Here is a 21,978-nt window from a genome sequence, read left to right on the forward strand (position 1 = left end):
CCAGCCCGTGGGAGGCCAGGGCGCCGCTGACCGGTGGACGGCACCGAGCCGTCGGATGACTTGAAGAAGGGGGAGGCCTCGCGGTCTCCCCCTTTCTTGCGTTTACGGGCAATTTGTCTCACATAGTAGCTGTGTTTTATAACCCTCGTTTGTCGCATCTTCTGTGAACGGGCTACAATAACTTAGTCTGTGCGATATGGAGGTGAACATGGCTGAAGCTGGTATCGGCGTTGATATCGTCGAGATTTCCCGCATGAAATCAATTCTTGAAAAGACGCCGTCGTTTGCTCGGCGTGTGTTTACCGAAGAAGAGCGTGCGTATTGCGATGCATCATCGCGTCCCGCTGCTCACTATGCGAGCCGCTTTGCTTCGCGCGAGGCGGTGCTTAAAGCTCTCGGCACGGGTTTTAGTCAAGGCGTGGGTCGCAAGGATGTTTCGGTGACGCGTGATAAACTCGGCAAACCGAGGGCGCTGCTTTCGGGCCGTGCTCTCGAGATCGCTCAAGAACTGGGTGTTGTTGAGGTCGCTCTTTCCATTACGATTACGGGAGACTTGGCCGTTGCGAATGCCATCGCGATTACCGAAGATGCTCGGCCTAAGCCAAAAGATGAAAAGGTGAGCACCAAGAAACGCGTTGCGCAGACATTTAAAGAGGCTCGCTCTGTATTAGATGAGCTCGAGCAGCTGCAGAATTCAGCATTGACGGAGCACCTGGGCGATGCTTCGCAAGATACGCTAGGAGCATAGATGAAACCGGTTTTGAGTACCGAAGAAGTCGTTCGTCTCGAGGATATCATCGAACGCGAAGGAACTTCGAAGGCCGAGCTTATAGAGCTAGCGGGTGAGTTTGCCGCTAACGAGGTCTTGAAGCTCAATCCCGATCGGGTTCTCGTTTTGGTCGGTTTTGGTAATAATGGCGGCGACGGTTGGGTTGCCGCCGATATCCTGAGCCATAAGGGTGTGGACGTGGATATCGTTTCTCCGGTTGAACCGGATGAGATTCCTGCTGCTCTGGCACGTCACGTTGCTCGTCGTACTGCCGGCCGCGATGTGCACGTTTGCGTCGGCCCCTCGCGTGATGAACTCGAGGTTTTGATCGATAAGGCCGATGTTGTTGTCGATGCCATTTTTGGTACCGGTTTCCACGGGAATCTGCGTGCGCCGTTCTCCATTTGGATTCCTACGGTCAATGAATGCGCCGATTGTGTCGTATCCATTGATGTCCCCTCGGGCCTGAATGCCGAGACGGGCGTTGTTGATGACGACTGCATTCGTGCCGAGCGCACGGTGACGATGATTGCGCCCAAGATTGGTCTGTATAGCGCTGATGGTCCTGAGTATGCCGGCGATTTGATCTGCGGCAATCTTTACGACCGTCTTGACGAGGTCATCGATGATGTCGACCACGCCGCCGAGATTGTCGAGCCCGGTGACTTAGTTGATTACTTTGCTCCGCTACCATCGAATATCGATAAGTATTCCCGTGGCTCCGTGCTTATTGTCGCCGGATCAGCGCAATATCCTGGTGCTGCCATTATGGCGGCCAAGTCTGCAGCTCGCGCGGGTGCTGGTTACGTGGCAGTCGCGGCTCCTGACGCCTGCGCCAATCTCATTCGCATGGCACTTCCTTCGATTCCGGTCTTTGCTATTCCGTCTGATTCCCGCGGCTCCTTTGGCGCCGCTGCGCGCATGACGGTGTGCGAGATCGCAAAGAAGTACAGCTGCGTGCTGTGCGGTCCCGGTATGACGACGTCTGCCGGCGCTATGCAGGTGGTTTCGGGCTTGCTCGAGCTTGATGTACCGCTAATTTTGGACGCCGATGCACTCAACTGCCTTGCTAAGATTGCCATTGACGGTATTGATAGTAACCCCGAGATGTATCGTCGCGAGCAGCCGTTGGTTATGACACCGCACTATCGTGAGCTTTCGCGTCTGGTTGCCGGTGACGAGGTGAACGACCTTGGTACCGCGATTGCGGCCGCGCAGAAGGTTGTCTGGGCTGCAGGCTCCGACAATCTGGTGGTCATTGCCAAGGGGCCGACGACGGCTATCTGTGGCGTTGAGCGTGTGCTGCTGCCGCTCTCGGGTCCGGCTTCTCTGGCAACTGCCGGTTCGGGTGATGTTCTCGCGGGTATTTTGGCCGGCACGCTTGCCACCATGCGCGACGAGATGGATCGTTGGGAGTTGCTGTATTCGTACGCCGTCGCACTTCACAGCTACGCCGGTTTTGCCGCGGCGACGGAGTATGGTGAGAAGAGCGTCATCGCGACCGATCTTATCGACTTGATCGGTCCTGCCATGGAGCTGGCGGCAAAGGATGCGCTCGAAGATCTGGGAATCATGGACGAAGGGTCGGATGACTAATCATGAATAAAGCCGATTTGACGCGCTGGTCCTGGGTCGAGATCGACCGCGGGGCGCTCCGTCGCAACACGAGGGCCTATAAGAACTTGCTGAATCCGCGTCAGCGCCTGTGCTGCGTGGTCAAGGCCGATGCTTATGGTCATGGAGCTGTTGAGTGCGCCAAGATCATGTATTCGGCCGGTGCCGACATGTTTGCCGTGGCGACGGTTAACGAGGGCGTTGAGCTCCGACAGGGCGGGATTACGAAACCCGTCCTCATCCTAAGCGAGCCGCCTATCGAGGCTATTCCGACGTTGCTCGAGTTTGATATCATGCCCTCGGTCTATACGTCTGACTTTGCTCTTGCGTATGGCGAATGTGCCGTCGCGGCGGGCAAGGTGGGCAAGTACCATCTTGCCATCGAGACGGGCATGAATCGTATCGGCGTTCACTACACACAGGTGCTCGACTTTGTCCGCGGCATCAGCTTCCATCGCGGTATTCAGTGCGACGGCGTATTTACGCACTTTGCCACGGCCGATGAACCTTCGGGTTGGGACTACAAGCTGCAGTGCCAGCGTTTTACCGAGGCCGTTCAGGCCATTAAGGACGCAGGTTTTGAATGCGGTATCGTGCATTGTGCCAATACGCCGTCCTCGATGCTCGATTCTTCAATGCACTTTGACATGATTCGTGCCGGCATCGGTTTGTATGGTCTGCAGCCATGTGAGCTGAGTGGTCGTGTGATGCAGCTTGATCCCGTCATGAGCGTCCACGCGCGTGTGACGCGCGTGGCGCATCCTGCGATGGGCGAGGGCGTGGGCTACGGCTTTACCTACCGCGTACCGCGCACGCGCGTTCAGATCTGCACCCTTCCGATCGGTTATGCCGATGGCCTTTCGCGTACGCTTTCCAATCGTATGGATGTGCTGTATCGCGGCGAGCGCGTGCATCAGGTTGGCAATATCTGCATGGATCAGTTTATGGTCGCCATTCAGTCCAACCCGGCGCATGAGATTCCCGAGGCCGAGTATGGTGACGAGATGATCATTGTCGGCTGCGATGGAGATGCCGAGATTACCATGGACGAGATGGCGCGCCTACGCGGCACGATTAACTACGAGGTCGCTTGCGGCTTTGGTATGCGTCTCGACAAGGTCTACGTGTAGGAGTCGCTATGGGCGTCATGCACATTCCCGGCCATAGCCATCAGGCGCCGCGTGAGGTCGCACTCGAGGAGATCGAGGCCGTTCTGGGCGATTGTCACCTTTGCCAGCTTTACCAGTCGCGCCACAACATCGTGTTTGGCGTGGGAAACCCCCGCGCTCGCGTGATGTTTATTGGCGAGGCGCCGGGCCGTAATGAGGATTTGCAGGGCGAGCCCTTTGTGGGGGCGGCAGGCGAGGACCTCAACGGCATTTTGTCGCTGGCGGGGCTCAAACGCGAAGACGTCTACATTGCCAACGTGCTTAAGTGCCGCCCGCCGGGAAACCGCAATCCGCGCCCCGAGGAAGTGCTGGCTTGCTCACCGTTTTTGCGCGAGCAGATTCGAAGCATCTGGCCCGATATCATCGTGACGCTCGGCAACCCCGCAACGCACTTTGTGCTCAAGACCGAGATCGGCATTACCAAGCTGCGCGGCAGGTTCCATCAGATGGGGCACTTTGTGGTGATGCCCACTTTCCATCCGGCAGCAGCGCTACGCAATCCAGCGTGGCAGGAGCTGCTGGAGGAAGACTTTAAGATGCTGGGCGACTATCTGGGGCGACATCCCGCACCAGAGGACGCCTCGGAATAATAAGGAGCATATATGTCCCTGGAGCGCCTGGGGGTAGGTACTTACAAAACGACTTGCGCTGCCGATACGGAGTACTTTGGCGAGCTAATTGCACCGTGCCTTGAGGACGGAGATGTGCTCATCCTGACCGGTGGCCTGGGAGTGGGCAAAACTCACTTTACCAAGGGCGTCTCGCGCGGGCTGGGCGATGGGCATATGGTTACGAGTCCTACGTTTGCGCTCATGGCCGTTCACGATCAAGGTCGTATTCCGCTGTTTCACTTTGATCTATACCGCCTGGAGCATGCCTACGAGCTCGAGGATACGGGCATTTTCGATGTGCTGGGCTATGAGGGTGCTTGCCTGCTGGAATGGGGCGAACAATTCCAGGACGAGCTGACGGATGAGTATCTTTCGGTGACGCTCAGGCGTGATGAGGGCGACAGCGATGTGCGAACGATAACGCTTGAGGCGCACGGTGACCGCGCAATGGAGCTTTCCCATTTGATTGATAAGGCTGTACAAGATGAGCTTGCATAACGACAACGCGCTGGTGGTGGCGCTCGATACCTCGACCGACATGCTTGCCTGCGCGGCAAGCTGGATTGATGGGCAGACGGGTGAGACGAAGCTCGTGAGTGGCGACCACATGTGTCGCCGTCACGCCAACGTTGAGCTCGTGAATACCGTTGATGGCGTGCTGGCTCAAGCCGGTCTGGATCGCAGCGATGTTGGTTGCTATGTGGTCGGCCGCGGCCCGGGGTCCTTTACGGGTGTGCGCATCGGCATCTCCACTGCCAAGGGCCTCGCGCGTGGTGCCAATGTTCCGCTGCTGGGCGTGTCGACGCTCGACGCTTGCGCTTGGACGGCGTGGAAGGCTGGCGTGCGCGGCAAGCTTGGTATCTTGGCCGATGCTATGCGCGGTGAGGTATATCCGGCGCTGTATATGCTGGTCGATGAGGGTCCCGAGCGTCAATTTGAGCGCGAACACGTGGTCAAGGCCGCCGTGGCGCTCGATGAGTGGCGCCAAGCAGCGGACTGGGGCCAGGTTCAGCTGACCGGTGACGGTCTCGTGCGCTATGGCAAGCTGCTGGGTGAGGACGAGGCCGCCCGCTGCGTGGAGCGCGACCTGTGGTGGCCTTCGGGCGAGGGCTTGCTGCTCGCGCACGCTGCGGGTGACGGCGATCCGGCCCGCGTCCTGCCGATTTACACGCGCCTTTCGGATGCCGAGGAAAACGAGCGCAAGCGTCTTGGTCTTGCCGAGAGTGCGCAGAGCGAAATTACGGGTGTTGCCGATGAGCTCGCCGGTCGTCATCTGCAGTTCCGTCCCATGGGCGCGGCGGATGCCGAGGGCGCGAGCGCGCTGGAGGCTGCCTGCTTTGAAGGTGCCGGACACGAGACATGGACGCCGGGCATGTTCCTGTCCGAACTGGGCGAGGACGTCGCTGCGCCGCGTAGTTGGTGGGTGGCACACGACGACGGCAAGCTGCTGGGCCTTGCCGGCGGTATGGTCGTGGACGGTGATGTGCAGATTCTGGATGTCGCCGTCGACCCGGCACATCGCCGTGAGGGCATTGCCCGCAAGCTGCTGTCGCACGTGAGCTATGATGCCCAGATGCTCGGCTGCACCACGGCTTCGCTCGAGGTCGAGGACGGTAACGAGGGAGCGATCGCGCTTTATAACGCTCTGGGCTTTACCGAGGCTGGCCGTCGCCGCGGCTACTATGGTGCCGGCAAGGACGCCATCGTCATGACGGCTCCGCTGCCCCTGGTGCTTCCGGTCGACAATGCTTCGCCCGAGCCGACGGCGGCAGAGCAGCGCGTATGGCCGCTGCCTGCGCCTGGGCGCTCCGAGGGGGAGCGTGCCGAAATTGAGCGCCGCCGCCTAGTGCTCGCTATCGAGAGTTCCTGCGACGAGACGGCCGTGGCGATTATCGATGCGGATGGCAATATGCTGGCCAACCAGGTGTCGACACAGATTGATTTTCATGCCCGCTTTGGCGGCGTGGTGCCCGAGATCGCCTCGCGCAAACACGTTGAGGTGATTGTGAGTGTCGTGGATGCGGCGCTCGAGGATGCCGCAGCATCGCTTGGTCTTGAGGGTGGAGCCATCGCGCCGAGCGAACTCGCCGCTGTTGGCGTGACACAGGGTCCGGGCCTGGTGGGTGCTCTGGTAGTGGGCGTCGCCTTCGCCAAGGGCTTTGCCTATGCCGCCGGTAAACCGCTCGTGTGCGTCAACCATCTGGAGGGCCATCTGTTCGCCAATCTGCTGGCGCAGCCCGATCTCAGGCCGCCGTTTATCTTCACGCTCGTCTCGGGCGGTCATACCATGCTCGTGCACGTGAAGGCATGGGGCGACTACGAGGTACTTGGTGAGACACTCGACGATGCTGTGGGCGAGGCCTTCGACAAGGTAGCCAAGGCGTTGGGTCTGGGCTATCCCGGTGGCCCCATCATCTCCAAGCTGGCCGAGACGGGCAACCCCAAGGCGATCGATTTTCCTCGCGCGCTTAACAGCAGGGGAGACTATCGTTTCTCGCTTTCGGGTCTTAAAACGGCCGTGACGCTCTACATCGAGCAGGAGACCAAGGCCGGGCGCACGATTCACCTGCCCGATCTGGCGGCTTCGTTTGAGGCAGCCGTCTTTGACGTTCAGTACAAGAAGGCCAAAAACGCCCTGCATGCCACCGGATGCAAGGAATACTGCATCGGCGGCGGCGTCTCGGCTAATCCGCATCTGCGCGAGATGATGATCAAGAAGCTTGGGCGTCAGGGGATCCGCGTGACGGTACCGCCGCTTTCGGCGTGCACCGATAACGCTGCCATGATCGCGGAGGTCGCCCGCCGTAAATTCGACCGAGGTGAAATCTCGCCGTTCGACGTCGACGCCGATCCAAACATGACGCTGTAGCTGGTACGGCGCGGTCCCCGGACGGAGGGGCCGGATATAAGGTTTCCTGCTCTACAGTCCTGCGCAAGACGAAGGCCACATTAAGTGGCCTTCTTTGCGTGCGGAACTCGCGATAAACCTTATATCCGGCCCCTCCGTCCGGGGACCTTTCTGTATCGATATAGCTTCTGAGCTGGTTTGGCGTCGACAACGTCCGGCAAGGTTAGCCAGCTGCGTCGAATTTCCGGCGTGCTTTAGCTGAAAGAAAAAGATGGTGTGCGGAGCTTTGCTCCGCATTTGGGATGGGAGCTCCCGCGGCTCCCGAGGGGCATCTCTCATGCAAAAACTTTTGTTGGGTAAAGTCCGAGGTCAGTGGCGTTTTATACCGAGAATTTCAAAAAAAGTTGAAAATTCATTACAAATTTGCGTTGACTTTAGGTAACTAAAGTTTCATACTGCTTTTCATCCACTGGGGGATGTGAACACGCACGGATCGTTCGCATCATGATCGAAGAGGATTTCTTAGACATGTTCACGCATCAGCTAAACATTATCAGCGTAGTAATTATCTGATGCGGGTTAGCACATACAGCTAGCCCGTACGATAACGGGCGGCTGATGAAGATGAGGGCCGTCGAGCGCAACCGACGGCCCTCATTTTTTATGTCTAGGAAGTTCTTTTTAGAGGAGGAAATGTAATGAACGGAGTTTTGCTCATGGTTGTGGCCGCGGCGGTGCTCGCCTGCGGCTATCTGGGCTACGGCCGCTGGCTGGCCAACAAGTGGGGCGTTGACAAAGAGGCCCTCACGCCGGCCAAGCGCATGAAGGACGGCAAGAGCTTCTCACCCGTCTCCGCCTTTACCGCGTTCTCGCACCAGTTCAGCTCGATCTGCGGTGCTGGCCCTGTCACGGGTACGATCGTCGCCATGGCCTTTGGCTGGCTGCCCGTCGTGCTCTGGGTCCTCGTCGGCGGCATCTTCTTTGGCGCCGTCCACGACTTTGGTGCTCTGTATGCTTCGATGAAGAACAACGGCAAGTCCCTGGCTCAGCTCATCGAGAAGTACATCGGCAAGACCGGCCGTCGCCTGTTCCTGCTGTTCTGCTGGCTGTTCTGCATCATCGTCATCGCCGCCTTCACCGACATGGTCTGCAAGACGTTCATGTTCACCCCGGCCGTTGACGCTTCTGGTGCTGCTACCGGTGCCATCGACTTCACCAAGTCCTATGCCGCCGGCTGCGCTGGTACCATCTCCATCCTGTTCACCTTCGTCGCTATCGCCTTTGGTTGGGCCCAGAAGAAGTTCAACCTCACCGGTGCTACCGAGTTCGTCACCGGCGTGGTCCTCATGGTTCTCATGTTTGCCGTCGGTATGCAGTTCCCGGTCTACCTGGATAAGTTCCAGTGGTTCGCCGTCGTCATGGTCTACCTGGTCTTCGCTGGCGCTATGCCCATCCAGATGCTCAAGACCCCGCGTGACTACCTCACTTCCATCATGATGATCGTCATGATCGTTTGCGCTGTCCTCGGTATCGTCGTCCTGGGTGTTAACGGCCAGGCCACCATCACCGCTCCGGCCTTTACCGGCTTCTCCAGCGCTTCTGGCATGATGTTCCCGGTCCTGTTTGTTTCCGTTGCCTGCGGTGCCCTCTCCGGCTTCCACAGCCTCGTTTCTTCTGGTACCTCCTCCAAGCAGGTCGAGAAGGAGCAGGACGCCGTCAAGGTCGGTTATGGCGCCATGATCGTCGAGTCCTTCGTCGGCATCCTTGCCATCATCGTCGCCGGCATCATGTTCTCCGATATGAACACCGCCGGTACCGGCGCCCTCAACGCCGGTGTCGCTTCCACCCCGTTCCAGATCTTCGCCGCTGGCATCTCCCGCGGTATGCAGGCCTTCGGTGTTGACGGTACGCTCGCTACCGTCTTCATGACCATGAACGTTTCCGCTCTGGCCCTGACCTCGCTCGACGCCGTCGCCCGCATCGCCCGCACCTTGTTCTCCGAGTTCTTTGCCCAGACCAACGACGCCCTGGCCATCGAGTCCAAGGCCGGCTACATGAAGGTTCTCGGCAACCCCTGGTTCGCCACGGTCGTCACCCTGCTTCCCGGTCTCGCCCTTGCCTTTGGTGGCTATGCCAACATCTGGCCGCTCTTTGGTGCTTCCAACCAGCTGCTCGGCGGTATGACCATGATCACCCTCGCCGTGTTCTGCAAGTGCACCGGCCGCAAGGGCTGGATGCTCTACGTGCCCGTCGCCTTCCTGCTCTGCTGCACCTTCACCTCGCTGGTCCAGAGCGCCATGGGCTGCATGACCGCCGTCCAGGCCTACGGTTTCTTCGGCACCATCCCGGCTACCGCCACCACGGCCGCCGTTTCCGTCGCCGCCACCAAGGGCCTGCAGCTCGTTTTCGCCGTCCTGCTGATGGTCCTGGGCCTCATCGTCGCCGTCAACTGCCTCAAGGAGTTCTTCGGCAAGGAGGCCGGCTCCATGCCTGATGAGGAGCCCGAGTGGTCCGAGATGGGCAAGGCCGAGTACGGTCGCGCCGCTGCCGCTGAAGCTCCTGCCGACGCCGAGGCCGCCAAGGCCTAGTCGGTCGGACGGGTTGAATCTCCCATCTATTTGACTCGGAAAGACTGGGTCCGCAATCAAGCGGACCCGGTCTTTTTTCTTGTGAGAACAGGTGGTGCAAGGGCGTTCTCGCAGATGTTTTGCGTGGATAGGCTCGTGCGTTGTACCATATGGACGTATATGTGTGCATATGAAAGGGGCCCCGTGGCCAAGACGGTATATTCCGATAATCAAAACAATGTCGATGCTCTGGCTGAGCGTCTGAGCAGCCAGACATCGCTTTCTGCCGAGCGCGCCAAGCTGGTTGCCTACGACCTGCTCTGCCGCAAGGCGCTCAAGATTAAGTCGAGCGCGCTGGCGCAGATTTTCCGCTCCGTCGATAAGGAATGCGACACCAAGGCGATGCGCGATGAGCTTATCGCGGCAAATATCGTGACCAAGATCGAGGGCAGCGGCATTAACGGGCGCCCGGCATTCTATACCATCAATGTCGAGATCCGCGATGCCCAGGAGCAGCCTGCCGAGTCCGTCGAAGATTTTGTCGTCGAGGATTCCGCTGACGTGCCTGCTGTGGAAGAAGCTGCTCCGCGTGAGCATGTCGATACCGATGAGTTGCTCGATGAGAACGTCGTGCGTGCCTTTACGGCCAAGGCAGGACGCGGCGGTTTTGGCGGGGGTGGCAAGCGCGATGCGCAGCGCCGCGCCCAGCCGGAGCGCTTCCGTCGTGCCGTTGCTCAAAAGGGTGAGACGGATGCCGAGGCTGTTGAGAACGAGGTTGCTGCCGAGTCGCAGAGGCCCGCGAAGGAGCAAAAGCCCGTGGAGGCCCAGGAGCCCCAGCGTCGCCGTGGTGCCCACTTTAAGGCTGCGCAGCAGGATGTCGCGCATGAGGTTGAAGAGCTTTCCGAGGCCGCAGACGATGTTGAGGAGTCTGCCAAGAAGGCCCCGGGCTCATGTCGTCCCGGACGTGGTTTTGCGAGGCGCGCGTATCCCGTAAGGCGTCAGGAGAAGGGCGAGCCGGCTTCGACCACTCAGGACAAGAAGGCCGAACAAACCGAGAAAACCGTTGAGCCGGCGGCTCGCGAGCAGAAGCCTGTTGAGCCGCAGCTTGAGGTTGCTGCCGAGGCCAAGGGCGAGCAGCCTACTGATGGGCAGACGGAGCAGGGCGCGTCGAGCAGGCCTCGCCGCCGTCGCCATCGCGGGGGTCGCAGTTCCCATGCCGAGACTGCAGCCGAGAAGACCACGCCGCAGGACGAGGATGCGAAGGCCGAGGTTTCTTCGGGGCAGCCTAAGCGCCAGCCGGCGAAGGAGAGCAAGTCCGATCGTCCGCAGAAGCAGGCGTCTATGCCGAAGCGCGAGCGCAATTCCCAAGGCGATTCTAAGCGCAGGTCTCAGAAGAAGCCGGAGTCTGCCGCAGCAGATGCTGCTGCCCAGCAGCCCGAGTCGGCCGTCCACGGCGAGGTATCGGCGTTTGCCCTTGCCCGCGTTTTAGGCAGGCAGCTGCTCAAAGTTGTCCCTACGCCTACGGCGCTCTCTAAGATCAAGGAGCAGCAGACACAGATCGTAAAGGTCGAGGGCAAGGACGGCAAAAAGGCTCCGCAGCGCACTCAGCACAACGAGATGTCCAACCGCAAGATTGCCGAGGAAATCGCAATCATCCAGGCTTGGATCGAGCAAAACCGAGGTGCCGATACGCCGGTTGCCTCGCGCCGCCAGCGTGCCTACCAGATTTTTAACGACGAGAAGGCTTTTGACGGCAAGCACGGTGAGCGCTTGATCAGGCGTATGACCGAAAAGGGCATCAGCATGCAGGCGATCAAGGTCGCCCCCAATCGCCCCGTGCACTTTACGGGCTTCTTTACGCTGGGAGCCGACAAGCCGTTCATTATGGTCGAGAACCTGGACACCTACGACGAGATCGTCAAGCTGCTGCGTGGCCGCAAGCACGCCAAGCTCTTTGGCATCAAGGTGGGCGGCGTGATTTTTGGCGGCGGATGCAAGGCGAGCGTCTCGCATGCCCTGGACGATTATCTGGCCGAGATTGGCTATCGCTTTAACTACGTCTACTACGTGGGCGATATCGATCGCGAGGGCGCGCGCATCGTCGAGCAGACTCGCAATGCCAATGTGGTTGAGATTCGCCTGCATGCCGGCATGTATCGCGCTATGCTCGCCGAGCATAAGCGTCGCGTGAAGGCCGGCGGAGAGTGCGAGCCCGCGGCTGCCAACCAGGGTGTGCCGCAGAACCTGGCAGCGACGATCAAGGATCTGCCCATGGTCACGCGCGTGCAGTTCCGCAATGTGCTGCGCGAGGGCGGGCGCATTCCGCAGGAGATTCTGATGACCGCCGACTATCGGGATGGCGACTCGGGAAGCTTCGACCGCATGCTTAACAACTAAATTCCGCCGGCCCCGGGAGAGCGGGGACACCGGCTTAGGTTTCCTGCTCTACAGTCCTGCTCACGACGGAGGCCACATTAAGTGGCCTCCTGTTCGTGCGGAACTCGCGATAAACCTAAGCCGGTGTCCCCGCTCTCCCGGGGCCTGTCGTGGCTTGGCCGTTGCATGCGGCTCGCTTTTCGGAACGGGGCTGACGGACACGTTCCGAAATCTACCACCGTCGCTGTGCAGGGTGTCTATAAAGAGCCGTGGCCAAAAAACATCAAATATGAGTACTGATACTCTTTTAGTAGCAGTAATTTTGACCACATTTAAGGTGATTTGACGTGTCGATCGAGCAGATAAGCTGCCGTATCTCCTCAAGTGTTCATTAAAGGAAGACCTTGATGCGAATAAATCTCATTAAGATCTTCTTTTATTAACGAAAATAATGTAGCTACAACGGTAACAGTACTCATATTTGCCGTTTTTTGGCCACAGTCCTTCGGAGGGTCCTCGAAAATAGTCCCGAGCCGGCACTTGGGGACGTTCCTATAATGCCGGCACTTAGGAGCGTCCCCAAGTGCCGGCACCGCGTCTGCCTGCGGCGGCCGCGCCCCGCTGCGTCGCTCCGCATCCTTGCGGGTTCGGATTCCTCCGCTTGGCGGCGTTGGCTCGATTTGCTTGACGTGAGGGGCTCTTGGCTGGTGTGGGACGGAGGGATTCCGCGTCCGCCTGGTCGGCGGCCGCGCCCCGCTGCGTCGCTTCGCTCCTTGCGTGCTGCGCTAGAAAACGCTTCGCGTTTCCTCAGCTCCGCACCCTTGCGGGTTCAAATCCCTCCGCTTGCCCACAAGAAAGCGCCCTGGGCCGTTATGGGCTCAGGGCGCTCAATTTTAATGGCTGGGACGGAGGGATTCGAACCCCCAACAGCCGGCACCAAAAACCGGAGTTCTACCGTTGAACTACGTCCCAATGTTTGGCGTTGCCCAAAAGCAACTCGTCTAGTTTACCTAATCTGCGAGGGCATCGCAAACGCCATCGAGCAGACGTACGGCGAGGGTCTGCGCGTCGCTGGCCGTGAAGGTGCCGTTGTAGCGCGTCATTCCCGTGAGCTCGATGCGAATTCGTGCCGGCTTTTGCTGTGCGGCGACATTGGCGGTACGGATGCGCTGGGCCAGGTTGTGGCACTCGGCGAGGGCGATCGTGGCGCGCGGGGCGGCGTCTGCAGGCAACTCGTCGCTTGCAATCTCGAGCACCAGGTCGACATCGGTCGGAACCTCGGAATCGCAAAGCATCATGCCGCTGCTGTCGGTCGTCGCCGTGGCGATGTTCCACATGCGCGATGCTACGCTGCGCGCGATAGGGTCCTCGCCGATGACGGCAATCTGGAAACGCTCGAGCACGTTGGCGGCGCGCGCAAAACCGATGCGAGACTCGGCTTCGGTGACCGAGGGCTTGCCCTCCCACATATGGTGCAGGCGGTTGATGTAGGCGTAGGTGTCCTGGAAGGCCATGCCGTCGGCAAACAGGCCGACATTTTCCTGGAACTGCTGCAGGGCGGCCTCGGTATGCGGACCAAAGTAGCCGTCGTCTTCGCCACAGGCAAAGCCCAAAACGTTGAGAGCGCGCTGCAGGGCCTGCACATCGGCGCCATGGAAATTGGGCATGCGCAGATACAGAGTGCGGTCGCCCAGCTTATACGAGGCGTCGACCAGGGCGCTCCAACAGGGGATATCGACGGCATAACCGGCCGCAAGGCCGCTATCGAGCCTAAACGTGCCAACGGCCTGCTCGGTGGTGGTGCCAAAGCGCTTGTCGGCGACCTCGTCGGCATCGATGGCGTAACCGAGCTGCAGAAGGCGGGACTGAACATCCTCGACGGCTGCTCCCTGCATGCCCGTGGTAATAGGTTCCATGAACGAACCCCTTTCGGCGTACGATTCGTACTATTTTGAGCGCGTGTCGGATAGACAACGCGAGACAATGCATAAACATGCACTCAACAGTGTAGCAACTTGTACCCAAACGCGCTGCCCACAGGTTTTGTGACCCCCGCTAGTTGAGGCGCTCCACAAAGAAATCTGCCATTGAGAGGAAGAGCTCGCGCGCATGCGGGTCGAGCTCGACGCCTTCGATAGCGGCCTTGGCCTTAGCGGTCAGGTCGAGCGCATAGGTGTGGGCGTAATCGATGGAGCCGGTCTCCTGGAAGATCTCCACGGCGCGCGCGAGCTGCGTGGGGTCCTCGGTGCCCGAGGAAAGGATTGCCTCGACCTCGTCGTGATGGCGCTCATCAGACAGGGCGTGCACGGCAACGAGCGTGCGTTTGCCCTCGGTGATGTCGGTGCGGAAGTCCTTGTTGGCGGCCTCTTTGGTGCCGACCAAGTTGAGCAGGTCGTCCTGAATCTGAAAGGCAAGGCCGGTGTGCAGGCCAAAGGCGCGTAGCGCCTCGACCTGCTCTTCGCTGCCGCCGCCGATAATGGCTCCGGCGGCAAGCGGCGTGGCTCCGCTGTAATACGCGGTCTTGTGCGTCGCCATGTCCAGGTAGTCATCAACCGAGATATCAAAGCGCTCGTCACGGACCCAACCCAGGTCAAGCGCTTGACCCTCGATGGTGCGGACGATCATCTCGGTAAGCTCGTGGAGCACACGCAGCTTCACGTCGGACTCGAGCGTGGGATCGTCGAGAACCGTCTTGGTGACCATGGTGAGCGCCAGGTCGCCACAATTGATGGCGAGCCCCGTGCCCTCGGTAAGGTGCATGCAGGGCTTGCCTCGACGAAGCTGTCCGTTGTCGGCGATGTCGTCGTGGATGAGCGCACCCGACTGGAAATGCTCGATAGCTGCCGCGGCGCTGCGGGCGCTCTCAAAGCTACCGCCCACTGCGGTTGCGGCGAGCATGCAGATAAGCGGGCGGTGGCGCTTGCCGGCGTTGGCCGTAAAAGCCGAGAGCGGCGCGTACAGGTAGCGTTCGATATCGGCAGGGGTCGCCTGTCCGTCAAAGAACGTGGCCAGATAGTCATTAATCTGGTCAAAGTGCTGGGCTAAAAAGCAGGTAAACGGACTGGACACGGGTTCTCGCATTCTTTCTTAGGTTGCATCGATGTAGTGTGCAGGCAACATATTGCCACATTGTGCCTGCCTGCGTGGCAGGTTTGGGGATTTAAGGCAACGGCGCATGTCGGACGAGTTTCGTAGTTAGACCAGTCCAAAGTGCTCGAGCGCCTTGACGACGCCATCTTTGTCGACCGAGTCGGTGATGTAGTCCGCGCGCTTTTTGAGATAGTCCGGTGCATTGCCCATGGCGATGCCGACGTCGACGGCGTTCATCAGCGAGACGTCATTGCTGGCGTCGCCGATGCCGTATACGGTTCCGTGGTGGGGATCGAGGGCGTCGAGTACGGACTGGATACCCTCGCGCTTGGTGCATTCGCGAGGCGAAATCTCGGTCACTTCGAGCTCGAGCTCGTTAAAGCAGAGCAGCGGCTCAAACGCTTGATCCTGAGCGATGCGGTTGGCAAGCGACGTGGACATTAAGATCTTGTAGGCGCTGTAATGTTGCAGCTGCGTAATTGCATCGCCCACGGTGCGGGCGTATCCCGGGGCGTCGGGCGCATCGGCACTCATGCGAACGACGCCATTGAGTCCCTCAAAACGAATCACTTCGTCCGATTGCTCAAGAATGGGAGCAAGGCGCTGCAGCATGCCGGGCGTCATCGCCAAATCGCGAATCACGTGTCCCTCAAGTTCGACATAGCCACCCGCGAGGCAGACGATGCCGGTCCAGGGCAGCTCGAGCAGCTTTGGATGGATGCAGCTCAGCGTGCGCCCTGTGCAGATAAACGCCATATTGCCCTTGGCGACAAAATCACGGATGGCTTGTGAGACCGCTTCATTGGGATAGGGGGAGAGGTCTCGCTCGCTCTCGGGAAGCTCTTGTGCCACTCGAGGGTCTTGCCAGGCGAGTGTTCCGTCGATATCGAAGAAGCAGATATCGCCGCGCTTATGGGCTGCGCTGGCGGCAGGGGAGGCCGAGGTGGTGGGCACAAATCCCGGCTCGAGGCCCATGATCTGGTCAAAATGCTCTTTAACGCGGGGAACGGAGATGCCAATAATCACCTGGGCGGTCTTGCCCGTAATGATGAGGCCCTTGGCGCCCGCCGCGACGAAGGCTGCGTTGTCTGCGACAACGGAAGGTTCTGCGACCTCAACGCGCAGACGCGTGGCGCAATTGGTCGCTCCTACAATATTGCTAACGCCACCCAAGAGCGCAACGACTTGCTCAGCAAGCAGATGATCTTGGGATGATTGGTTGTCGGTGCCGTTTTGGGCCGCGCCTTCTTTGGCAGAGCTTTTTCCCGTCAGACGTGCGAGCGCCGCATCGCTGGCGATATGATCCTCGCGGCCTGGGGTTTTTAGGTCGAAAGCCAGAATGAGGCCCCGGAAGACCAGAAAAAAGACAGCGCTAAACATCAGACCGATACCGAGCGCCAAAAGGTAGGAGCCGGCATGCATTCGCATGAGTGGGATGAAGTTGAAGGCCGTCATTTCCATGAGACCGCCCGAGAAGATGCCGACGATGCCAAAGAAGTTCATGGTCATGGCAAGGCAGGAGGACAGGACGGCGTAGAGCAAAAAGAGTCCGGGATAGGTGAACATAAAGAGAAACTCGAGCGGCTCGGTGACGCCGCAGACCACCGAGGCGACGATGGCGGGCAAAAGGATGACCTTAAGGCCGGCGCGGCGTTCGGGTTTGGCGGTGAAATAGAATGCTGCCGCGATGGCGGGAAGGCCAAAGAGCTTGCCCCAGCCGGTGGCGGTAAAACCTGCCCAGGGCGCAAGTTCATTTAAAGGGCGCGTGCTATGGGAGAGAATGGGGAGCAGGTTGGTCCACGTGGCGTAAATACCGTCGTGAATGACCAGATTGTCGTAATAGATGGGCATATAGAGCAGATGGTGCAGCCCCATGGGCTCGAGCGCTCGCTCCAAAAACACAAAGATGCCCACGCCGAAGGGGCCGACGCCCGCAAGTGCGTGGCGCAGCGTTTCGGTCACAGCGTATGCGAAAGGCACGATGGCGGCCGAGATGGCGGCAAGGGCAAACACGGCAAAAAAGCTGATGAGGTAGACCAGCGAGGAACCCGAGAAGGTGCCGAGCCAATCGGGAACCTTGGCATCGTAGAAGCGGTCATGGATCGCGACGACGGTTGCCGACACCGCCAGCGGGCCGATAATGCCGGTGTCGAGCGTCTTGATGCCGTCGATGACGGTGATGCCGCTAGCGGAGGTCAAAAACGACGGGTACTTAAGCCCAAGGTTGTCTCCGCTCAGCTTAATGATCTCGCTCAAAAAGAAACAGTAGGCAAAATAGGCTACGAGCGCCTCGAGGCAGCAGCGTGCCGGTTGCTTTTGGGCAAGGCCGATAGGCAGCGCTACGGCAAAAAGGAGTGGAAGGCGCTTAAAGACCGTCCACGAGCCGCGCTGAATGATAGTCCAGAAAACGTACCAGGGGGTTCCGTATACGGCGAGGTCGCCGACGATATCCACGGTCGTTGCGAGGGCGGAGATGCCGACCATGAGGCCTGATATAGAAAACAGCATGGCGGGCGCGAACATGGCTCCGCCAAAACGTTGGATTTTCTGCAGCATAATATGCCTTTCGGATGCAACATGCTGTGCGAGCAAGAACGTTTAAACAATGAACTCATTGTAGAGGACTGGCTGCTTGCCGCATTGACGGTTTTGATTCGGTCCGATTTGGGTTTCGGGGGAACCGTCGACGGTAAATAATCCGTGCTTTACCGATAATCGGTTTAAACAACTTTAAGAAATGCTATCGTGCCTAGCCATACATATTCATTAGAGGTGAAATCATGCCAAAAGCGATTTACGAAGGAATCTACCGCGAGATCCGTTCGCGCATCATCAACGGGACCTATGCGTTTCAGGAGATGCTGCCAACCGAAGCCGAGCTGACCGCGGAGTTTGGCTGCACGCGCAATACCGTTCGACGCGCCTTGAGCATGCTGGCCGACCAGATGTTTGTGCAGCCTATACACGGTAAGGGCGTGCGCGTTATTTGGCTTAAGGGCGAAACCGACATGCTGGGCGCACTCGAAGAGGTTGAGTCGTTTGGCGAGTTCGCAAAACGCAACAATGCCGTCGCATCGACCGAGGTCAAGTCTTTTGAACATTTGATTTGCACTGAGCAACTCTCACGTCGCCTGGGCTTTAAGGTGGGCGAGGAGCTGATTCGCGTAGTGCGTGTCCGAAGCCTCAACGGCAGCGCGCGCCAAGTGGACCATGGCTACTTTTTGGCGTCGATCGCCAAGGGCCTGACCCCCGAGATCGCGGCGGATTCTATCTACGGCTATCTGGAGCACAAGCGCGGCGTCAAAGTGATGGCGAGCCGTCGTACGGTGAGTGTCGAGCTCGCCAACGATGAAGACTGCAGCTATCTGGACCTCGGCAAGTACAACTGCGTCGCCGTTATGGAGAGCCAGTCGTACACCTCGGACGGCATCTTGTTCGAGGTCACGCATGCCCGCACACACCCCGAGATCTTCCATTACCGCGTCAATTCCAAGCGATAGCCGGCTAGCTCGCAGCCTGACGAGACTCATGCCCTCAAAGCGAAAACGCCCGGTCAAACCGACGATGCATCGGCTTGATCGGGCGTTTTCTCTGCATTCGATAACAAATAATTGTTTATACAAAACTTGTCAAGTATCAAGTCGAAATTACCGTTCACCGAAGTTTTTCTACCGCTCTAGTAATACTTGTTCAAACAACTAGCCAAATAGCGTATTGTACAAGTCAGCAAAAGGGGCAAAGTCCCCGAGCCAATCTCCGAAGGCGGCGGCAAAGGGTGCCGCCACGGTGTGAAAGGGTGGATTGTAATGAAGAACGAAATGAGCAGAAGGCAGTTCCTGGGCTTTGCTGGTTCCGCGGCTGCGGTTCTTGGTCTGGGCCTCGTGGGCTGCGGTGGTTCTGCCGGCTCTGGCTCCTCTGCTTCTGGTGACGCTGCCGAGGTCTACTTCCTCCAGTTCAAGCCCGAGGTCGACAAGGAGTGGAAGGAGATCGCCAAGGCGTACAAGAAGGAGAAGGGCGTCGAGGTCAAGATCGTGACCGCCGCCTCCAACACCTACGAGGAGAAGCTCAAGTCCGAGATGTCCAAGAGCTCCGCTCCGACGCTGTTCCAGGTCAACGGCCCCACCGGCCTTAAGAACTGGAAGGACTACTGCGCCGATCTTTCCGACACCAAGCTCCGCGGCGAGCTCATCGACGACTCCCTGGCGCTGCAGTCCGACGGCAAGGATCTGGGTATCGACTGGGTTCAGGAGAGCTACGGCATCATTTACAACAAGGAGCTCCTCGAGAAGGCCGGCTACAAGGCCGAGGACATCAACTCCTTCGACAAGCTGAAGGCTTGCGCCGATGACATCCAGGCCCGCAAGGACGAGCTCGGCGTTGACGGTGCCTTCACTTCCGCCGGTATGGATGACTCCTCCAGCTGGCGCTACACCACGCACCTCGCCAACCTCCCGCTCTACTACGAGTTCGAGAAGGAGCACAATCAGGAGGACGACGAGATCAAGGGCGAGTATCTCGACAACTTTAAGCAGATCTTCGACCTGTACATCACCGACTCCACCTGCGATCCTTCGCAGCTCGCCTCCAAGACCGGTGACGACGCCACCAACGAGTTCGCAACCGGCAAGGCCGTCTTCTATCAGAACGGCTCTTGGGCCTACGCCGACCTCACCAAGGCCGGTATGACCGACGACCAGCTCGGCATGCTGCCGATCTACATCGGCGTCGACGGCGAGGAGAACCAGGGCCTGTGCTCCGGCGGCGAGAACTACTGGTGCGTCAGCTCCCAGGCTTCCGAGGATGCCCAGAAGGCCACCGAGGACTTCATGTATTGGTGCGTCACTTCTGACACCGCCACCAGCATCATCGCTGACAAGATGGGTCTGACCGCCCCGTTCAAGAGCGCTAAGGAGACCACCAACGTCTTCTCTCAGCAGGCCGTTGCTATGGCCAAGGACGGCAAGAAGACCGTCGCTTGGGACTTCGTTTACATCCCCTCCGAGGAGTGGAAGAAGAACCTCAAGCAGGCTCTCATCGCTTATGCTGCCGACAACACCAAGTGGGACGGCGTCAAGAACGCCTTCGTCGATGGCTGGAAGACCGAGAAGGCTGCTTCCGAGTAAGCAGTTGCTGCCCAAGCTATCTGATTAGCGACAGGGGGCGGGCAGACGTAGGTTTGCCCGCCCCCTGCATATTGAAAGGACCCTTCTATGGGCAAAGCACTCAAGCGCTGGTGGCCGCTCTTTATGCTGCCCACGTGCCTGGCGTTTATGATCGGGTTCGTGATTCCCTTTATCCAGGGTTTCTATCTCTCGTTCTGCCAGTTTATTACCATCAATAACGCGCACTTTGTCGGTATCGAGAACTACGTGCGCGCGCTGTCCGATCCGCAGTTCTCCACGTCGTTCTTCTTTACCGTGGCGTTTGCCTTCCTGTCGACGGTGCTCATCAACGTGATCGCGCTGGCCATTGCGCAGGCGCTCACTCGCAAGGCGCTCAAGGGCACCAACATCTTCCGTACGATTTTCTTTATGCCTAACCTGATTGGCGGCATTGTACTGGGTTACATTTGGCAGATTCTGATCAACTGCCTGCTCTCCAACGTGGGTGCCCAGCTTATCGCCCTCAACTCCGCCGCTGGCTTCTGGGGCCTTATCATCCTGACCCTGTGGCAACAGGTCGGCTACATGATGATCATCTACATCGCCGGTCTGCAGTCCATTCCGTCTGACTACATCGAGGCCGCCAAGGTCGATGGCGCTACGGCATGGCAGACGTTTTGGAAGGTTAAGATCCCCAACCTGATGCCGACCATCACCATCTGCCTGTTCCTGTCCATCACCAACGGCTTTAAGCTGTTCGACCAGAACCTCGCCCTTACCGGTGGCGCCCCGGCGCACTCCACCGAGATGCTCGCCCTGAACATCTACAACACGTTCTATTCGCGTGCTGGCATCGCATGGCAGGGCATCGGTCAGGCCAAGGCAGTTATCTTCTGCATCCTGGTTGTCGCTATTTCTATGATCCAGCTTAAGGCCACGAGGTCCAAGGAGGTGCAGCAGTAATGAAACGCGATAAGGCTATCAACCGCGCGCTCTCGATCTTCTTTACGATCCTGTCGCTCGCATGGATCTACCCCGTGTTCATGATTGCGCTCAATTCCTTTAAGAAAGCGACCGCAATCAGCACCACCACGGCGTTCGATCTGCTCACGCCCGAGACGTTCAACGGCCTCGCAAACTACGTGCACGCTCTGAACGAGCAGGGCTTTGCCTCGGCGTTTATGTACTCGCTTATCATCACGGTCACGTCGGTCGTGCTGATTCTGGTGTGCTGCTCCATGTGCGCTTGGTACGTGGTGCGCGTCAACAGCAAGATCTCGAACTTCTTCTATTACCTGTTCGTCTTCTCGATGGTCGTACCGTTCCAGATGCTCATGTTCACGCTGTCCAACCTCGCGGACCGCATCGGCTTTAACACGCCGTTTAACATCTGCTTCATCTACCTTGGTTTTGGCGCGGGCCTCGCGGTCTTTATGTTCGCCGGCTTCGTCAAGAACATCCCGCTCGAGATTGAGGAAGCGGCCATGATCGACGGCTGCAACCCGGTTCAGGTGTTCTTTAAGATCGTCCTTCCCATTATGAAGCCCACCTATCTTTCGGTCGGCATCCTTGAGACCATGTGGGTCTGGAACGACTATCTGCTGCCCTACCTTACGCTCGACTCCACCAAGTACAAGACCATTCCTATCTTGATCCAGTACTTCCGTGGCGGCTATGGCCACGTCGAGCTCGGCCCCATGATGGCGTGCATCATGATGGTCGTCATCCCCATCGTCATCATGTACATCTTCTGCCAGAAGTACATCATCGACGGTGTGGTGGCAGGTGCCGTCAAGGGCTGATGCCGTAACTGTTTTGCAAGTTTTGGCGGC

General features: G+C 58.7%; 15 protein-coding genes and 1 tRNA gene. 12 read left to right on the top strand and 4 right to left on the bottom strand.

The features are described 5' to 3' along the window. The first annotated feature begins 208 nt into the window (after positions 1-208). The 8 genes from acpS to DXD77_RS07380 all read left to right on the top strand — a co-directional run bounded on the left by acpS (position 209) and on the right by DXD77_RS07380 (position 11,975). Positions 209-748, top strand: a complete 540-nt coding sequence (gene acpS, locus DXD77_RS07345; RefSeq protein ID WP_117565045.1) for a holo-ACP synthase — start codon at positions 209-211, stop codon at positions 746-748. Further along, complete coding sequence (locus DXD77_RS07350) at positions 749-2,365, top strand: NAD(P)H-hydrate dehydratase (RefSeq protein ID WP_117648324.1); 1,617 nt, start codon at positions 749-751, stop codon at positions 2,363-2,365. 2 nt (positions 2,366-2,367) lie between these two features. Then, entirely contained in the window at positions 2,368-3,513 is a 1,146-nt protein-coding gene (gene alr / locus DXD77_RS07355; RefSeq protein ID WP_117565043.1) for an alanine racemase, read from the top strand. Between the two features lie 8 nt (positions 3,514-3,521). Then, positions 3,522-4,142 carry a uracil-DNA glycosylase gene (locus tag DXD77_RS07360; RefSeq protein WP_117565042.1) on the top strand — a complete coding sequence of 207 codons (621 nt, stop codon included), beginning with the start codon at positions 3,522-3,524 and terminating at the stop codon, positions 4,140-4,142. Positions 4,143-4,154: 12 nt separating this feature from the next. Further along, positions 4,155-4,661 (top strand): tRNA (adenosine(37)-N6)-threonylcarbamoyltransferase complex ATPase subunit type 1 TsaE, encoded by a 507-nt coding sequence (gene tsaE, locus DXD77_RS07365; protein WP_089573670.1) that lies wholly within the window; start codon positions 4,155-4,157, stop codon positions 4,659-4,661. Continuing rightward, positions 4,648-7,032, top strand: coding sequence for a tRNA (adenosine(37)-N6)-threonylcarbamoyltransferase complex transferase subunit TsaD (gene tsaD, locus DXD77_RS07370; RefSeq protein WP_117648325.1), 2,385 nt, complete (start codon positions 4,648-4,650; stop codon positions 7,030-7,032). Before tsaE ends, tsaD begins: the two co-directional genes overlap by 14 nt. Before the next feature lie 677 nt (positions 7,033-7,709). Beyond that, positions 7,710-9,599, top strand: coding sequence for a carbon starvation protein A (locus tag DXD77_RS07375; RefSeq protein WP_117648326.1), 1,890 nt, complete (start codon positions 7,710-7,712; stop codon positions 9,597-9,599). 183 nt (positions 9,600-9,782) lie between these two features. After that, positions 9,783-11,975: a hypothetical protein gene (locus tag DXD77_RS07380; RefSeq protein ID WP_117648327.1), complete on the top strand. Its 2,193-nt coding sequence runs from the start codon at positions 9,783-9,785 to the stop codon at positions 11,973-11,975. Between the two features lie 876 nt (positions 11,976-12,851). Here DXD77_RS07380 and DXD77_RS07385 read toward each other — a convergent pair. The 4 genes from DXD77_RS07385 to DXD77_RS07400 form a co-directional block, all read right to left on the bottom strand. Beyond that, positions 12,852-12,926, bottom strand: a tRNA-Gln gene (locus DXD77_RS07385). Between the two features lie 38 nt (positions 12,927-12,964). Then, entirely contained in the window at positions 12,965-13,870 is a 906-nt protein-coding gene (locus tag DXD77_RS07390; RefSeq protein WP_199409018.1) for a peptidoglycan-binding protein, read from the bottom strand. A gap of 139 nt (positions 13,871-14,009) precedes the next feature. Beyond that, the gene (locus DXD77_RS07395) at positions 14,010-15,023 is read right to left on the bottom strand and encodes a polyprenyl synthetase family protein (protein WP_233506770.1); all 1,014 of its coding nucleotides are present in this window, start codon (positions 15,021-15,023) and stop codon (positions 14,010-14,012) included. 126 nt (positions 15,024-15,149) lie between these two features. Beyond that, positions 15,150-17,600, bottom strand: coding sequence for a PTS transporter subunit EIIC (locus DXD77_RS07400; RefSeq protein WP_117648329.1), 2,451 nt, complete (start codon positions 17,598-17,600; stop codon positions 15,150-15,152). Positions 17,601-17,824: 224 nt separating this feature from the next. Here DXD77_RS07400 and DXD77_RS07405 point away from each other — a divergent pair, with 224 nt between their 5' ends. From DXD77_RS07405 to DXD77_RS07420, 4 genes are all read left to right on the top strand, one after another. Continuing rightward, complete coding sequence (locus DXD77_RS07405; RefSeq protein WP_055252172.1) at positions 17,825-18,544, top strand: GntR family transcriptional regulator; 720 nt, start codon at positions 17,825-17,827, stop codon at positions 18,542-18,544. A 306-nt stretch (positions 18,545-18,850) separates the two neighbouring features. Continuing rightward, positions 18,851-20,167, top strand: a complete 1,317-nt coding sequence (locus DXD77_RS07410; RefSeq protein WP_055252173.1) for an ABC transporter substrate-binding protein — start codon at positions 18,851-18,853, stop codon at positions 20,165-20,167. 87 nt (positions 20,168-20,254) lie between these two features. Then, positions 20,255-21,109 carry a carbohydrate ABC transporter permease gene (locus tag DXD77_RS07415; protein WP_055252174.1) on the top strand — a complete coding sequence of 285 codons (855 nt, stop codon included), beginning with the start codon at positions 20,255-20,257 and terminating at the stop codon, positions 21,107-21,109. Further along, positions 21,109-21,948: a carbohydrate ABC transporter permease gene (locus DXD77_RS07420; protein ID WP_117584245.1), complete on the top strand. Its 840-nt coding sequence runs from the start codon at positions 21,109-21,111 to the stop codon at positions 21,946-21,948. The genes DXD77_RS07415 and DXD77_RS07420 overlap by 1 nt, the downstream gene beginning before the upstream one ends. Positions 21,949-21,978 lie beyond the last annotated feature (30 nt).

Origin of the sequence: Collinsella sp. TM09-10AT, from assembly GCF_003436275.1 — a bacterium.
GTDB lineage: Bacteria > Actinomycetota > Coriobacteriia > Coriobacteriales > Coriobacteriaceae > Collinsella.

Bases quoted from the DNA above. Each gene is read 5' to 3' on its own strand.
- acpS (WP_117565045.1), top strand. From the start codon at position 209: ATGGCTGAAGCTGGTATCGGCGTTGATATCGTCGAGATTTCCCGCATG.
- DXD77_RS07350 (WP_117648324.1), top strand. From the start codon at position 749: ATGAAACCGGTTTTGAGTACCGAAGAAGTCGTTCGTCTCGAGGATATC.
- alr (WP_117565043.1), top strand. From the start codon at position 2,368: ATGAATAAAGCCGATTTGACGCGCTGGTCCTGGGTCGAGATCGACCGC.
- DXD77_RS07360 (WP_117565042.1), top strand. From the start codon at position 3,522: ATGGGCGTCATGCACATTCCCGGCCATAGCCATCAGGCGCCGCGTGAG.
- tsaE (WP_089573670.1), top strand. From the start codon at position 4,155: ATGTCCCTGGAGCGCCTGGGGGTAGGTACTTACAAAACGACTTGCGCT.
- tsaD (WP_117648325.1), top strand. From the start codon at position 4,648: ATGAGCTTGCATAACGACAACGCGCTGGTGGTGGCGCTCGATACCTCG.
- DXD77_RS07375 (WP_117648326.1), top strand. From the start codon at position 7,710: ATGAACGGAGTTTTGCTCATGGTTGTGGCCGCGGCGGTGCTCGCCTGC.
- DXD77_RS07390 (WP_199409018.1), bottom strand. From the start codon at position 13,870: ATGGAACCTATTACCACGGGCATGCAGGGAGCAGCCGTCGAGGATGTT.
- DXD77_RS07400 (WP_117648329.1), bottom strand. From the start codon at position 17,600: ATGCTGCAGAAAATCCAACGTTTTGGCGGAGCCATGTTCGCGCCCGCC.
- DXD77_RS07405 (WP_055252172.1), top strand. From the start codon at position 17,825: ATGCCAAAAGCGATTTACGAAGGAATCTACCGCGAGATCCGTTCGCGC.
- DXD77_RS07410 (WP_055252173.1), top strand. From the start codon at position 18,851: ATGAAGAACGAAATGAGCAGAAGGCAGTTCCTGGGCTTTGCTGGTTCC.
- DXD77_RS07415 (WP_055252174.1), top strand. From the start codon at position 20,255: ATGGGCAAAGCACTCAAGCGCTGGTGGCCGCTCTTTATGCTGCCCACG.
- DXD77_RS07420 (WP_117584245.1), top strand. From the start codon at position 21,109: ATGAAACGCGATAAGGCTATCAACCGCGCGCTCTCGATCTTCTTTACG.